Here is a 14,353-nt window from a genome sequence, read left to right on the forward strand (position 1 = left end):
TTTTGAGCCGCCGTTCAGGCTTTATCTTATCCGCGCTGGATGCCCTTGCAGGGAAGGCTGATGAGTTTAAGGGTTACGATTCAAGGGGCTGGGCAATGTTATTTTTATATGTGATGGATTCAAATTCATAGGGCATAAATTCGCGTATAGTGAACAACTTTTTGCCCGTCTGGAATTTAAAATTATTAGGATCGAACTATGAGCCAAAGAAAATTATCGTTACAGGAGCAGCTGTTAAAATCGGGCCTGACGACCGATGCCAAGGCCAGACAGATTCGCTCGGAAAAGCGCAAACAACAACGGCAAAACAACGCCGGCGGCGAAGATGAAGCCAAACGTCTGGCGCAGAAAACCAGGGAAGAGCAGGCGGCCCGCGATCGCGAACTCAGCTTGCTGAAAAAAGAGCAGGCGGAGCAAAAAGAGATTTCCGCCCAGATCAAGCAACTGATCGATCAGAATCGAAAGGATCAGGCTGATGATGACGGCATCGCTTACAAATTCAGCGACAACAACAAGATTAAGACCGTATATGTATCGGAAGCCATGCGCGAGCAGATCAGCAAAGGCCGTCTGGCGATCGTGAAATGGGAGCGGCAGTACGAAATTGTGTCGGCCGATGTTGCGCTGAAAATAAAAGCGCGCGATGCGAATTGCGTGCTGGTGCTGAATGATCAGGCTGAAGAAAAAATCGATGATGCCTATGCGGCTTACCCAATCCCTGATGATCTGATCTGGTGACAGACGTAGGGCACGCATCGCGTGCCTTTTAAAATCAGTGCCGTAGGGTATGCATCGCATACCATTTTCAAAGTTTGTCGACTCATTGTCGCTCTGAAAAGGTACACAATGCGTGCCCTACTTTATGATTAACCAATCACTTGCTTAAGCTGGCGCTTTCCTGTTTGACCAGTTGGTCCATGACTTCGATCATCTTTTTATGAGAGCCGGCTAACGGGCCATTGGTTTTATATTTGCCGTTGATGACAATGGCCGGTACGCCGGTAATGCCGTAACGGGACGCGATTGCGCCGGCCTGGCGCATTTTCGTATCAACCAGGAAAGAATTGTAGGCCGTGCGGAATTGCTCTTCGCTGACGCCGTGCTCGGCAAAGAATTTGGCTAACTGGTCTTCGTCTTCAAGTTTCTGTTTCTTGACCTGGATGGCTTCAAAAAAGTCGTTATGCACTTTGTCGACTACGCCCAGCGCCTCGGCCGTGAAATAGGCCTTGGCGTGTTTGCCCCACAGGCTGCTGAAAACGGCCGGCTGGCGGATGAATTCAACGTTGGCGGGTTGGCTTTTTACCCATTTTGCCAGCAGCGGTTCAAAGTCATAGCAATGCGGGCAGCCGTACCAGAAGAATTCGATGACTTCGACCTTGGCCGGATTGTTGGTCGGCTGTGCCGGTGACAGGGTTTCATAGCCGACCGACTCGGCGGCTTTTAGCAGCGTGGAGCATGAAAACAGCAGGATTAACAGGCCGGTTGGAATGATTTTTTTTAGCATGATTTAGAGTTCTCCATAAGAATGTAGTCCGGACAAAAACATATTGACGCCAAGGAACGCGAAAAGCGTGACGAAAAAGCCAATGATAGCCCACCAGGCCATCGGTTTGCCATTCCAGCCTTTGGTCAGGCGCATGTGCAGCCAGGCCGCATAATTAAGCCAGACGATCAAGGCCCAGGTTTCCTTCGGGTCCCATGACCAATAGCCGCCCCATGCTTCCGCCGCCCATAAGGCACCGAGTATAGTGGCCAGTGTGAAAAAAGCAAAGCCGAGCGCGATGGCTTTGTACATGACGTCTTCCAGTAAAGGCAGCGCCGGCAGGCGCGCGGCTGCCAAACCGTCAGGATTTTTGCCTTCGGCCCCGGATTTCAGGATGAACACGACGCCGATCATGGCAGCCAGAGAAAACGAACCGTAGCCGATGAAGTTGGCGGGCACGTGGATTTTCATCCAGTAACTGTTCAGCGCGGGCACCAGCGGCTGGATTTCATGAGCCTGCTTGTCGAATGTGTACCACAGCAGAAAGCCTACCGCGGCGCTGATGACGAGCAGCACGAAGCCGCCCAAAGAGCGCGTTCTGTAGCGCTGTTCGTAATACAGATAAAGCAGCGCCGTGATGAGCGAGAACAGAATGAATACTTCATACAGGTTGCTGACCGGGATATGGCCGATATCGACGCCCATTAAATACGATTCCCGCCAGCGCACCATCAGGCCGGTCATGCCCAGCACCGTGGCCGACCAGGTTAGGCTGGCGGCTACCTTGCCGGTGAATTCGTTGCCGGAAAACAAGTGGCCGAAGTAAGTCACGGTCGCCATCACGTACAGCGCGCTCATCCACATGATGGCCGATTGGCTGGACAGCAGGTATTTGAGAAAAAAATTGGCATCGGCAGCCGACAGATCCGCGCCGTAGCGAGAAATGGCGAACAGGCTGAGGCCGGCGATCGCCAGGGTGAAAGTTCTCAGCGAAGGCCAGAACCAGCCCAGCCAGACCGTCAGCAGTCCAGTGCCGAACAGAATGGCGATTTCAAAGCCGTCCATCAAATGCCGGTACTGGCTGAAGGCGAATACGGCGCCGGCCATGATCAGCAGTGCCCAGGTCCAGTCAAAGAGCGAGCGCTGCTTTAAAAAGCCGTCTGCCCTGAATTCTTGATCTAAAAGATTTTCCATAGCGGTTGCAGGTGTTGGTTACAGATGAGATCCGGCTGGATCAGATTAGCTTTTGGGTCAGGTCTTGCCTGATAAGTTCAAACTCCCTGTCGAAGTCATAATGGTTGCGCAGGGCGCTGCCGGCCAGGGTTAATGACGTTTTTTCGCCGCCGGGCCTGATGATCACCCAGAGCCGGCGCTGCGGCAGGTAGAACATGAAGAACACGCCGACGGCGAGCAGCAGACAGCCCGGAAACACCAGCCACTGGCCCGGCGAACGCGTAATCTGCAGGCCGGTCGCTTCGATGTGCTTGAAGCTGTTCAGGGTTATCAAAACCGGCGAGTCATACTGATAGGCGACGTCGAGGGCATTGACGGCATTCTCAAAGAAATGCATGTCGAAATCGCTGACCGACTGGGTAATGTCCATGCCCTCCTGTTCCAGCACCGACAAGTAGATGTTTCTCAGGAATTGATGCAATACCGTGGCATACAGCTCGGCGACCTGCTGGCGCAGGGCTTCCGGCACCGATTTTTCAATCTGCGCCGAGATGCGCTCGTTGCCGCCCTCGATGAACTGCCGGCTGATGGCGATCATGAACTCGGCGACTTTTTGCTGTTCGGCAGCAGGCAGACTTTTGCTGTTCTCGGTCGATTGCGCCGTGGCTAGGGCGATTTTGTTGAGCCGGTCCGGATTGTTCAGGACCGCCAGAAAATTCAAAAAGCGGTCCGGACGCTTTTCCGCATCGGCCGGAATGAACCAGTACTGAAACGGCTCGGCCGGCGAGCGGCGCATGCCGCTGAGATAGAAGCGAGCGCCGTCCTGTTCGATGGGCTGCATGTAGTTCAGGTATTCGTGCGCCGTGCCGTCGGCTTTGCGCAGCTTGAACTGGAAGCTGGGCCCGATATTGCGGAATTTCTTGGCGCCGGTCGGGGCCGGATTGACGTTGAACGGACGGAAGTCGACGATTTCCAGAGACTGCTCGCCGGCAGCCGTCCTGATTGGATAACTTCCCTTGACAGTCGCCTCGATGTCCTGAACTTTGCTGTCCGCGCCAGTCAGCGGGTTCAGGGCCAGTTTCAGTTGTGAACCGCCGTCGCCGAAACTGTTCTGGTAGATCGTGTAGCCCTTATAGCTGAATGGATGATTGACCGAAATGGTCCGCCTGATCGGTATGTCTAAGTCCTTGTCGATGATCGCCAGGTCGCTCTCGAATGACTTGGGCTGGCCGCTTTCGTAATGCTCGATGCGAAAATCGTCGACATGGATCGTAAACGGCAGTTTTTGTACCAGATAGCCGTCTTTGAAATCGATGAAGGCGATATTGGCGGCCTTGCCTTCGGCAATGTCGATGTTGGCGCGGAAAGACAGGTTGTCGGCCGGCAGCGTGCTTTGTTCGGGCACTTCGCTGGCCGGAATCCGGCGCGTCTCAACGGCGATATCGCCGCGCAGCTGCGCGATTTTCAGCGGCACGTTGCCGTCCAGGAGCCCGCCGATGCAGATGACGATGATGGCGACATGCGTGAAGATATAGCCCAGACGGCTGCCGGCGCCTTTCTTGGCCGCGATCAGCAGTCCGTCTTTGGTATCGAGCTGTTTGGTCTTGTAATGCTTGTGCCGGAGCAGGGCGCCAACATAATCGATACTGTACTGCAGCGGCTGGCCGCTTTGCCATTGGGCATGATGGACCAATCGCTGCAGCGCGGCTTGGTGCGCATGTTCATGAAAATTGCGCATGTCTCTGAGCATGTGCGGCGTGTTGCGGTACACGCAGACGCTGGTCGAAATGACCAGGAAGGTCAGAATCGTCAAAAACCAGCTGGAGGAGTAAACATCATACAGATCCAGCGCCTTGAAAATTTCAAACCAGAAGGGGCCGAATTTCAGCACGTAATCGACATAAGGCTGATTTTGCTTCAGGACCGTACCGATGATGGCAGCAATGGCTACGGCGACCAACAGCGTGATGGCCAGGTTCATGGAACCTAAAAAACGGAAAAGAGTACGGGACAGGGACTGCGACGCGCTAACGGAAGACATGGATTTATAGGTTGACTATCACATCCCAGTTTAAAGGGATGTTTGGTAAATACTGGAAGTTCGGTAGGCCGGGCTGTTAACCCGGCATTTCGAGGCTTTCTGTGCCGGGTTGACGTCAAAGCGCCAGCCCAGCCTGCGCCGGTTTCATCCGCAAACCGGGAAGCTGTTTTCAGCCAAAATCTTAATGGCAGTGATGCTGTTATTTCATCATGGAAATACGATAAGAAACGGCTTTGATTTCGTCATCGGTCATTTTCTTGGCGATCATGTGCATCATGTTTTCGGGATTATTGCTGCGGGCACCGGATTTAAAGTCTTTGAGCGCTTTGATCAGGTAGTCGGCATGCTGGGACTTCAATGCAGGGAATGCCGCGGGCTTGTTGCCTTCGCCGAAAGGACCGTGGCAGGCGATACAGGCCGAGACTTTCCGCTTCAGGTCGCCGTTGCGGTAAAGATCGCTGCCCTGAGCGATCAGGGTTTGAATAGGATCTTCTTGCTTTTCGGCTTCCGCGGCAGGTTTTTCTTCTTCATCTTCGTCCGGAAGCGGCAATTGGTTTGCTGAAATTTTGCGGGAGGCATAGTAGGCGGCAAGGTCGGCGATGTCTTCATCGCTCAGGGGCATCGCCATCGGCGACATCACAGGGTCCTTGCGCGTGCCGTCCTTGAAGGATTTCAACTGTCTTTCAATGTACGACTCATGCTGCTGGGCAAGTTTGGGGAATGTTGATACCATGCTGTTGCCGTCCTCGCCATGACAACTGGCACAGGCGGCCGCTTTTTCTTGGCCTGCTTTAACAGAGCCCTCGGCATGTACGATAGGTGCAGCGCCGCCGGTAAACGCCAGAGCAATTGAAAATGCCAGCAATTTTTTCTTCATCAGGTTCCCCTTCGGAATAAAGTCATCATTTATGGTAGCCTTTATAGTTATTGAACGGCTACTTAACAGTCGAATTCTACTCTAATTAACAAGCTTAAGCGAGGCAGCGATGAATCCAATTTATCATCAGGCAAAATTTATCAATAGTTCGCCGCACATCCGCAATGCGCCTGCCGATCAGGGCTTGGAAGTGGCCTTCGCCGGACGCTCCAATGCGGGAAAATCCAGTGCGATCAATACCGTGACGCAGCAAAACGCGTTGGCCCGGATTAGTAAAACGCCGGGCAGGACGCAGATGCTCAACTTCTTTGAAATCAACGCCGGACTGCGTTTTGTCGACTTGCCCGGTTACGGTTATGCCAAAGTGCCGGTGGACGTGAAGAAAAAGTGGCATGAGATGATGGAGCACTATTTGACGCATCGCAAGTCATTGTGCGGCATCATCCTGGTCATGGACGTGCGTCATCCCTTGACCGAATTCGATTGGCAAATGGTCGAATGGTGTCAGCATACTCATCTGCCGCTGCATATTTTGTTGACCAAAGCCGACAAACTGGCTTACGGGGCGGCCAAAAATACGCTGCTGCAGGTCAGGAAGGAACTCAAGGATGTCAGCTCTCCATTGACGATACAGCTGTTTTCATCCTTGAAGAAAACCGGCATCGATGAGGTGCATGAGGCGCTGGACAATCTGTTTAGCCGCGCCGAGCCTGATCAAAGCGAGATTTCAGCGCCTTCCTGAGCCAGCAACAGCTCGAAGCCGAGGTACGGGTATTTCTTCAGCAGATCTTTATAAATAGCATCAAGTTCAGCATCGCTGCGTTCCGGTTCATGATGCGTAAGGAACAGCTTTTTTGCATGGGCATCGGCGGCAAGTTTTATTGCAGAATCATAGGTGCCGTGCCCCCATCCTCGTTTGGACGCATATTCTTCACGGGTGTAGGATGAGTCAACGATCAGCGCATCCACATTCTTCATGGCCTGCGTGACCTCCTTGTGCTTGGCGTCGATGGCCGATTGGAGCACGGCATATTCTTCATCGTCCGGGTTATAAATATTGACCAAGGGCTCATAATCGCCGGTAAAAAACAGCGATTGTCCATCGCAATCAATCCGATAGCCGAAATTCAGCACGGGATGGTTAAGCACAATGGGCGTAATTTTGGCATTGCCGATGCGGGTCACTTCGCCGGGCTTGATTGTGATGTACTCAATGTGCGCATTAAGCTGGGCTTCACGGATCGGGAAGAAACTGTACTGCAGCTGCACGGAAAGGGCGCGATGTATGCTTTCATGAGTGACCAGATCAAGGCCGCCGTAGATCTTGACTTGGTTATCCTTGATGAAAAGAGGCGTGAAGAATGGCAAGCCCTGTATGTGATCCCAATGGGTATGGGTAATAAAGATGTGCGCAGTAATGGGCATTTCCTTGACCAGCGCTTGGGCCAGTGCATGAATGCCGGTGCCGGCGTCGAGGATGATCAACTCATTGTCGTCAGTTCTGATCTCTATGCAGGTCGTATTGCCGCCATATTTAACGGTGTCAGGTCCCGGTGTCGGAATGGACCCTCTAACACCCCAGAATTTGAATTTCATTACTGTCCTTAGAACTCAATTAAGCGAGCGGGTTTCTGTTTTTACCAGCTCCATCTCTCCTAATGCATTGATCAGTAAGGGGCATGGTAACCCGAAGCATGCTCCCATGAAGACGGAGAAAAGCACCATCATAGCATTGTCTCCGTCATCAGACTGTACGTATTTGCTGACTTGATTGACGGCAAAAAGCAATTCTTCATCAGATTGTTGTGTCATGGAGGCATTATTGAAGATGCGCGCAGAATGGCGGTCTGCTATTCAAACAGGATAACAGAGGAAATAGTCTACGGAATAATGAGAAAAAGAAAGCCCCAAATGCGTATAAGCATGTTGGGGCTTGAGAAGAAAAATCAGCCAATCATAAAAGGGGGGAATTGGACTGATTCGACGCCGTTTTAAGGCGTACGTCAATAAGACGAATGTGTAAATAAAAAGTTCCTCATAAACACATAAAATTTTACTTAACGAGTATCATAGAAACGTCATAGCTGGACGGGACATGTTGTCTCGTTCGGAATGTTTGGCGATGATTAACTGCAGTCGCTTAGCGAATATCGTAAAAATGTTAGGGCGGGGCTACAAGCCCCGCCCCGCTATGGGTACAAGTGAATTCGACCTTACAACGGCGCAACCTTAATGCGCCTCGTCCCAGTTATTGCCTATGCCGATGTCGACGACCAGCGGTACGTTCAGGTCGGCGGCCGAGCACATCAGCTTCCTGATGCTGGCCGTGCAGCGCTCCAGCTGGTCTTCGGCGATTTCAAAGACCAGCTCATCATGAACCTGCATGATCATTTTTGCGTCGGGCTTTTTCTGTTGCAGCCATTGATCGGTGGAGATCATCGCGCGCTTGATGATGTCGGCGGCCGTGCCCTGCATTGGCGCATTGATGGCCGTGCGTTCGGCATACTGGCGGCGCGCCGCGTTGCGCGATTTGATTTCGGGCAGATACAGGCGGCGGCCGAACAGGGTTTCCACATAACCCTGCTCGCGGGCCAGCGCGCGGATATTGTCCATATAATCCTTGACGCCCGGATAGCGTGCAAAGTACAGGTCGATATAGGACTGCGCCTGGTTGCGCGACAAGCCGAGCTGCTGCGCCAGCCCGAACGAGGACATGCCGTAAATAAGTCCGAAATTGATCGCCTTGGCCGAGCGGCGCAGGTCGGACGTGACCTGATCGGGCGCCACGCCGAACACGTCGGCCGCAGTCGCGCGATGCACGTCCTCGCCGGCGCTGAAGGCCCGCAGCAGGCCGGCATCATTGGACAAGTGCGCCATGATGCGCAGTTCGATCTGCGAGTAATCGGCGGCGACGATTTTATAGCCCTCCGGCGCGATAAACGCCTGGCGGATCTTGCGGCCTTCGTCGCTGCGGATCGGGATGTTTTGCAGATTGGGATCAGTGGACGACAGGCGGCCTGTCGCGGTCACGGCCTGGTGATAGGAGGTATGGATACGGCCGGTCTTGTCGTCGACCTGCTGCGGCAGCTTGTCGGTATAAGTCGATTTGAGCTTGCAGAGGCTGCGGTGCTCGAGAATCAGTTTGGGCAGTTGGTAAGTCATGGCCAGTTCCTGCAGCACCGATTCGTCGGTGGACGGCTGGCCTGTCGGTGTTTTCTTCAATACAGGCAGTTTCTGCCGGTCAAAGAGGATTTCCTGGATCTGCCGCGGTGAGCCCAGATTGAACGCCTGCCCGGCCAGGTCGTGCGCCTGCTGCTCCAACGCGACTATGTGATTGGCCAGTTCCAGGCTATGCTGCGCCAGCATGGCCGTGTCGATCAGCACGCCATTGCGCTCGATGCGCGCCAGCACGCTGATCAGCGGGATTTCGACATGCGAGTACAGATTCATCAAAGCTTTGTGCGGGGCCAGTTTTGCCATGAGCACCTGATGCAGTTTCAGCGTAATGTCGGCGTCCTCGGCCGCATAGAACGCAGCCTGTTCCACCGGCGCTTCCTGAAACGGAATCTGTTTGGCGCCCTTGCCGCATACATCTTCGTAATGAATCGTCTCGATGCCTAAGTATTCTTTGGCCAAGTCGTCCATGTTGTGCTTCGTGGCCGTACTGTTCAGCACGTACGATTCCAGCATCGTGTCATGGGCGATGCCGCGCAGCGCGATGCCGTGGTTGGCCAGCACATGCATGTCATATTTCAGGTTCTGGCCCAGCTTGGCTTTATGCGGGTCTTCCAGCAGCGGGCGCAGGCGTTCCAGAATCTCGGTTCTGTCCAGTTGGTCGGGGGCTCCGGGGTAATCGTGCATTAGCGGCACATAAGCCGCGTGACCGGGCGTGACGGCAAAGGACACGCCGACGATTTCCGCCTTGCTGTAGTACAGGCTGGTCGTCTCGGTATCAAAGGCGAACAGCGGCGCCTGGTCGAGCTGCTTGAACCAATCGTTGAATTGGTCCTCGGTAAGAACGGTTTCATAAACCGATTCCGGAACGGCCGCTTGCTCTTCGGGGACAGCCGCGGTTTCGGCTTGGCTGTCGAGCAGCTTCAGCCACGATGAAAAACCCAGTCTGGTCAGCAGGTTTCTGAGTTCAGTGTTGTCCGCGGGGCGGCGCTTCAGGTCTTCCAGGCTGTAGGGCAGATCCAGATCGCATTTGATCGTCGTCAGTTGCTTCGACAGCGGCAGCTGATCCAGGCTGGCGCGCAGGTTTTCGCCGATCTTGCCTTTGATCTGGCCGGCGCAGGCGATCAGGTTTTCCAGCGTTTCATATTCCTCCAGCCATTTGGCCGCCGTTTTGGGGCCGACTTTGGGCACGCCGGGGATGTTGTCGACAGTATCGCCGATCAAGGCCAGATAATCGACGATCTGCTCAGGTTTTACGCCGAATTTGTCGATGACGCCCTGAATGTCAAGCCGCACATTGGACATGGTGTTGTCCAGCGTGATGTGTTCGTTGACCAGCTGCGCCATGTCCTTGTCGCCGGTCGAGATCACCACGTGAAATCCTTCTTGCTCGGCCTGCTGCGCGAGGCAGCCCATGATGTCGTCGGCCTCCACGCCGTTTTCGATGATCAGCGGCAGGCCCATGGCTCGGATCAGCTGATGCAGCGGCTCGATCTGTACGCGCAGATCGTCGGGCATGGGCGGCCTGTGCGCTTTGTATTGATCGTAGAGATCATTGCGGAAGGTCTTGCCCGGCGCATCGAAAATGACCGTAATGTAATCGCTTTGATAATCATCGATCAGTTTGCGCAGCATATTGGTAACGCCGAGGATCGCATTGGTCGGCTCGCCTTTCGGGCTGGTCAGCGGCGGAAGGGCGTGGTAGGCGCGGAACAGGAACGAGGAACCATCGACGAGGACCAGGCGATTTTGTGTGTCTTGGGGCATAGTTGCAGTTACAAGGTCAGGGATACAATGCGTAGGGCGATTTCAGTCGCCCTGAGCGGCTAATTAAGTTTTACGCTTAACATCGACTATGTTAGGCAATTGATTGATTTTAGTCAGCACCTGGCTCAATTGATCGGTGTTTTCGATTTGAATCGTCAGGTTCAGGTCTGCTGAAAAATCAGGATGTGTATTCAATACCGCATTGGAAATATGAATTTTCGCCTGGGCCAGGACTTGCGATACGTCATTTAACAGATTCTGCGCGCTGAAGGCATGGATGACGATAGGCACGGCATGGCTGGATTTTTGCGAGCCCCAGTTCACGGCGATCAGCTGGGATCGTTTTTCCGGGCCTAAGTGCATGATGTTTTCGCAGGTCTTGCGGTGCACGGTGATGCCTTTATTGTGCGAGATATAGCCGATAATGTCGTCGCCGGGAACCGGCTGGCAGCATTGCGCAAAAGACGTCAGCACGTTATCGAGGCCGGCCACGGAAACGGCGGATTTTGCCGGCGCTTTTGGCTGCCTGGCTTTGGCGGGCGGCGCCTCCTCCAGTTCGGGTATTTTAAAGAAAGCCGCCAGCTGACGGACATTGATATCGCTGCGGCCGATCGCCTCGAGCAGTTTATCGGTATCGGGTTGTTTGAAATGTCTGGCCAGCTCCTCCAGATTAACCATTTTCAGCCCCAACTGTTGGCATTTTTTGTCCAGGATGGCTTTGCCGGTCGCGATATTCTGCGCCTGCTGCTGATTTTTAAACCAGCTTTTGACGCGGCTGATAGCGCGCGATGATTTTAAATAGCCCAGGTTCTGGTCTATCCAGTTGTGGTTGGGGCCGCCTTCCTTGGCCGTCAGAATTTCCACCTGCTCGCCCGATTTCAGCGTATAAGTCAGCGGCACGATGCGGCCGTTGACTTTCGCGCCGCGGCAGCGATGGCCTATCTCGCTGTGGATCGCATAAGCAAAATCCAGCGGCGTGGAGCCCTTGACCAGATCGATTAATTTGCCGGCCGGCGTCAGCACGTAGACGCGATCGTCGAACAGGTCATTGCGGAGATTTTCAACCAGGGCCTCGTCGCTGTCTTTTTCTTCCAGCAGCTTGCGCAGCGAAGCAATGCTTTTTTCAATGGCGGCATTGTGCCTGCCGCCTTCCTTGTAGGACCAGTGCGCGGCAACCCCGAGCTCGGCAAAGTTGTGCATCTCGCGCGTGCGGATCTGGACTTCGATGCGATTGCCATCCTTATCCAGAATGACCGTGTGCAGGGACTGATAGCCGTTCTCCTTGGGATTGGTAATATAATCGTCAAATTCTTTGGGTATCGTTTGCCAGTGGCCATGGACAATACCCAAAACGGTATAGCAATCGGCCAGATTGTCGACAATGACGCGCACCGCCAGCAGGTCGTACAGTTCTTCTATGTCCAGCTGCTTGCGCTGCATCTTTTTCCAGATGCTGTAAATATGTTTGGGGCGGCCATAGATTTCCGCGGCAATGCTCGTCTCGGCCAGCGTTTTCTGTAGCAGGGCAATAAAGCTGTTGATGCAGGTTTCCCGATGCGCGCGCTTGCCGGCCAGGGAAGTGGCGATGCGACGATAGACCTGAGGCTCCAGATAACGGAACGCCATGTCTTCGAGTTCCCATTTCAACTGGTGAATGCCGAGCCGGTTGGCAATCGGTGCGTAGATATCCAGCGTTTCCTGGGAAATAAAATGGCGCACTTCGTAGGATTCCCGCGGCAGGTTGCGCAGGCGCTGCACGCGGTAAGCCAGTTTTATCAGCACGGCGCGCACGTCGTGGGTCATGGACAGCAGCATGCGGCGCAGGGTTTCGGCCTGATTCGGCTGGCTGGCCATTTCCGGCGTGTAAACGGTCAAGGTATTGAGCCAGTTGACATCCTTGACCAGCGCTGCGACCGTTTCGCCGAACTGCTCGGCAATGCCGGGCTGGGGATTTAAATTTGCCAGGCGAGGGTCACTTAAAATTGCCGCGAGGATGGTTTTCAGGTCGATATTGATCGTCATCAAAATGCTGGCCACATCGATGCCTTTAGGGCGGTAATAATGCGGATCGTCAGGGATTTGGGCGACGATAGCCAGCGCCTGATCGATTTGCTCCTTATCCGGAGCAGAAAGGCCGGAAAACAGCGCTTCGTTGGGATGGGTGTGTATTTGCATCTGATGATTGTAAACGATTCGAAGAACTTGGCAATGATGATAGGCCGAGACTATCAATGTCAGTTCGCTGACAGCCATTTAATAAATTGAGAATTTGTGACGGTGTGAATACCGATTAAAATTAAAACATAAACCCATTAAACTATAGCCCATGCCGATAATAGTGCTCATCGATTTTGAGTCCATAGCCAGTCAATAATTCATTGGCTCCAAGTCGGCACATCAATCAGTTTTTAATCATCAAGGACAAAAACCATGAAAATTACTATCTTCGGCAGCGGTTATGTAGGGCTGGTGACCGGAACCTGTCTGGCGGAAGTCGGCAATGACGTCGTCTGCATGGATGTCGATGTCACCAAAATAGAAAAACTCAAACAAGGCATCATCCCGATTTATGAGCCCGGGCTGGAAGCCATGGTCCGCGAAAACCAGGCCGAGGGGCGGCTGCGGTTTACCTCCGATGTCAAGGAAGCAGTGGAACACGGCCTGTTTCAGTTCATCGCGGTCGGCACGCCGCCTGACGAAGACGGCTCGGCCGACCTGCAGTACGTGCTGGCGGTCGCGCGCAGCATTGCCGAGCATATGGACGGCTACCGGGTCATCGTCGACAAATCGACCGTACCGGTCGGCACGGCCGACAAGGTCAAGGCGACGATGCAGAAAATCCTGGACAATCGCGGCCTGGACCTGGAGTTCGATGTCGTGTCCAATCCCGAATTTCTGAAAGAAGGCGATGCCTTGAGCGACTTCATGAAGCCCGACCGCATCGTCATCGGCACAGACAATCCCCGGACCGCCGAACTGCTTCGGGCCCTGTATGCGCCGTTCAACCGCAGCTACGAGCGCGTCATTACCATGGACATCCGTTCGGCGGAACTGACCAAATATGCGGCCAACGCCATGCTGGCGACCAAAATCAGCTTCATGAACGAACTGGCCAATCTGGCCGAACAGCTGGGCGCCGATATCGAGCATGTCCGGCAGGGGATAGGCTCTGACACGCGCATAGGCTACAGCTTTATTTATCCCGGCTGCGGCTATGGCGGCTCCTGTTTCCCGAAAGACGTCAAGGCGCTGGAGCGGACAGCCAAGGAATGCGGCTATCAGGCAGAGCTGCTCAATGCCGTGGAGAACGTCAACAACCGCCAGAAGCACCGGCTGTTCGATAAGATCAATCAGCACTATCAGGGCGCTTTAAGCGGCAAGACCTTCGCCCTGTGGGGCCTGTCATTCAAGCCCAATACCGACGACATGCGCGATGCCCCGAGCCGGGTCGTTCTGGAATCCTTGCTGGAGGCCGGCGCCAGCGTTCAGGCGTACGATCCGGAAGCGATGGACGAAGCGCGGCGCATTTATGGCGACAGGCAGGGATTGTGCTATTGCGACTCGCCCAAAGATGTGCTGAAACAGGCCGATGCGCTGGTGATTGTGACGGAATGGAAGCAGTTCCGCAGCCCGGACTTTGATTTTTTAAGCCAGCAGCTGCAGGATAAAGTCATTTTCGACGGACGCAACATGTACGAGCCGCGCCTGGTCCGGCGCAGCGGCTTGCAGTATTACGCCATCGGCCGCTAGAGCTTGGTTGTCCTTGAAGGCTGGTATTTTTGACACTAACGTCTAAACTACCTTGTGAATAGTTAAAATTATTTTTGGTTGGCGATAA

General features: G+C 53.9%; 11 protein-coding genes. 3 read left to right on the forward strand and 8 right to left on the reverse strand.

What is annotated here, in order from left to right; all coding sequences use genetic code 11:
- The first annotated feature begins 198 nt into the window (after window positions 1-198).
- Complete coding sequence (locus ACTNE6_RS00800; RefSeq protein WP_442498280.1) at window positions 199-738, forward strand: DUF2058 domain-containing protein; 540 nt, start codon at window positions 199-201, stop codon at window positions 736-738.
- 136 nt (window positions 739-874) lie between these two features.
- Here ACTNE6_RS00800 and ACTNE6_RS00805 read toward each other — a convergent pair whose 3' ends face one another.
- The 4 genes from ACTNE6_RS00805 to ACTNE6_RS00820 all read right to left on the reverse strand — a co-directional run bounded on the left by ACTNE6_RS00805 (window position 875) and on the right by ACTNE6_RS00820 (window position 5,574).
- A complete protein-coding gene (locus tag ACTNE6_RS00805) occupies window positions 875-1,504 on the reverse strand; it encodes a thiol:disulfide interchange protein DsbA/DsbL (protein WP_331816636.1) in 630 nt (209 codons plus the stop codon).
- A 3-nt stretch (window positions 1,505-1,507) separates the two neighbouring features.
- Window positions 1,508-2,677, reverse strand: a complete 1,170-nt coding sequence (gene ccsB, locus ACTNE6_RS00810) for a c-type cytochrome biogenesis protein CcsB (RefSeq protein WP_442498281.1) — start codon at window positions 2,675-2,677, stop codon at window positions 1,508-1,510.
- Between the two features lie 40 nt (window positions 2,678-2,717).
- Window positions 2,718-4,637, reverse strand: a complete 1,920-nt coding sequence (locus ACTNE6_RS00815) for a cytochrome c biogenesis protein ResB (protein WP_442498282.1) — start codon at window positions 4,635-4,637, stop codon at window positions 2,718-2,720.
- A gap of 259 nt (window positions 4,638-4,896) precedes the next feature.
- Window positions 4,897-5,574, reverse strand: coding sequence for a c-type cytochrome (locus ACTNE6_RS00820; protein ID WP_442498283.1), 678 nt, complete (start codon window positions 5,572-5,574; stop codon window positions 4,897-4,899).
- Window positions 5,575-5,683: 109 nt separating this feature from the next.
- Here ACTNE6_RS00820 and yihA point away from each other — a divergent pair, with 109 nt between their 5' ends.
- Window positions 5,684-6,316 (forward strand): ribosome biogenesis GTP-binding protein YihA/YsxC, encoded by a 633-nt coding sequence (yihA, locus tag ACTNE6_RS00825; protein ID WP_442498284.1) that lies wholly within the window; start codon window positions 5,684-5,686, stop codon window positions 6,314-6,316.
- Here yihA and ACTNE6_RS00830 read toward each other — a convergent pair.
- From ACTNE6_RS00830 to ACTNE6_RS00845, 4 genes are all read right to left on the reverse strand, one after another.
- Entirely contained in the window at window positions 6,289-7,170 is an 882-nt protein-coding gene (locus ACTNE6_RS00830; RefSeq protein ID WP_442498285.1) for an MBL fold metallo-hydrolase, read from the reverse strand. The genes yihA and ACTNE6_RS00830 overlap by 28 nt on opposite strands.
- Before the next feature lie 15 nt (window positions 7,171-7,185).
- Window positions 7,186-7,386: a hypothetical protein gene (locus ACTNE6_RS00835; protein WP_194971625.1), complete on the reverse strand. Its 201-nt coding sequence runs from the start codon at window positions 7,384-7,386 to the stop codon at window positions 7,186-7,188.
- Window positions 7,387-7,803: 417 nt separating this feature from the next.
- On the reverse strand, window positions 7,804-10,515 hold the full coding sequence (gene polA, locus ACTNE6_RS00840; protein WP_442498286.1) for a DNA polymerase I: 2,712 nt from the start codon (window positions 10,513-10,515) through the stop codon (window positions 7,804-7,806).
- Between the two features lie 63 nt (window positions 10,516-10,578).
- On the reverse strand, window positions 10,579-12,690 hold the full coding sequence (locus tag ACTNE6_RS00845) for a RelA/SpoT family protein (protein WP_442499725.1): 2,112 nt from the start codon (window positions 12,688-12,690) through the stop codon (window positions 10,579-10,581).
- 255 nt (window positions 12,691-12,945) lie between these two features.
- On the opposite strand from ACTNE6_RS00845, the gene ACTNE6_RS00850 reads away from it, so the two are divergent.
- Window positions 12,946-14,265 carry a UDP-glucose dehydrogenase family protein gene (locus ACTNE6_RS00850; RefSeq protein WP_442498287.1) on the forward strand — a complete coding sequence of 440 codons (1,320 nt, stop codon included), beginning with the start codon at window positions 12,946-12,948 and terminating at the stop codon, window positions 14,263-14,265.
- The last annotated feature ends 88 nt before the right edge of the window (window positions 14,266-14,353 follow it).

This window comes from Methylobacter sp. sgz302048, assembly GCF_052162025.1.
Taxonomy (GTDB): domain Bacteria; phylum Pseudomonadota; class Gammaproteobacteria; order Methylococcales; family Methylomonadaceae; genus Methylobacter.

What these genes read in the sequence shown, in the direction of transcription:
- polA (WP_442498286.1), bottom strand. Translation starts at nt 10,515, where the DNA reads ATGCCCCAAGACACACAAAATCGCCTGGTCCTCGTCGATGGTTCCTCG.
- ACTNE6_RS00800 (WP_442498280.1), top strand. Translation starts at nt 199, where the DNA reads ATGAGCCAAAGAAAATTATCGTTACAGGAGCAGCTGTTAAAATCGGGC.
- ACTNE6_RS00835 (WP_194971625.1), bottom strand. Translation starts at nt 7,386, where the DNA reads ATGACACAACAATCTGATGAAGAATTGCTTTTTGCCGTCAATCAAGTC.
- ACTNE6_RS00805 (WP_331816636.1), bottom strand. Translation starts at nt 1,504, where the DNA reads ATGCTAAAAAAAATCATTCCAACCGGCCTGTTAATCCTGCTGTTTTCA.
- ACTNE6_RS00850 (WP_442498287.1), top strand. Translation starts at nt 12,946, where the DNA reads ATGAAAATTACTATCTTCGGCAGCGGTTATGTAGGGCTGGTGACCGGA.
- ACTNE6_RS00815 (WP_442498282.1), bottom strand. Translation starts at nt 4,637, where the DNA reads ATGAACCTGGCCATCACGCTGTTGGTCGCCGTAGCCATTGCTGCCATC.
- ACTNE6_RS00820 (WP_442498283.1), bottom strand. Translation starts at nt 5,574, where the DNA reads ATGAAGAAAAAATTGCTGGCATTTTCAATTGCTCTGGCGTTTACCGGC.
- yihA (WP_442498284.1), top strand. Translation starts at nt 5,684, where the DNA reads ATGAATCCAATTTATCATCAGGCAAAATTTATCAATAGTTCGCCGCAC.
- ACTNE6_RS00845 (WP_442499725.1), bottom strand. Translation starts at nt 12,690, where the DNA reads ATGCAAATACACACCCATCCCAACGAAGCGCTGTTTTCCGGCCTTTCT.
- ccsB (WP_442498281.1), bottom strand. Translation starts at nt 2,677, where the DNA reads ATGGAAAATCTTTTAGATCAAGAATTCAGGGCAGACGGCTTTTTAAAG.
- ACTNE6_RS00830 (WP_442498285.1), bottom strand. Translation starts at nt 7,170, where the DNA reads ATGAAATTCAAATTCTGGGGTGTTAGAGGGTCCATTCCGACACCGGGA.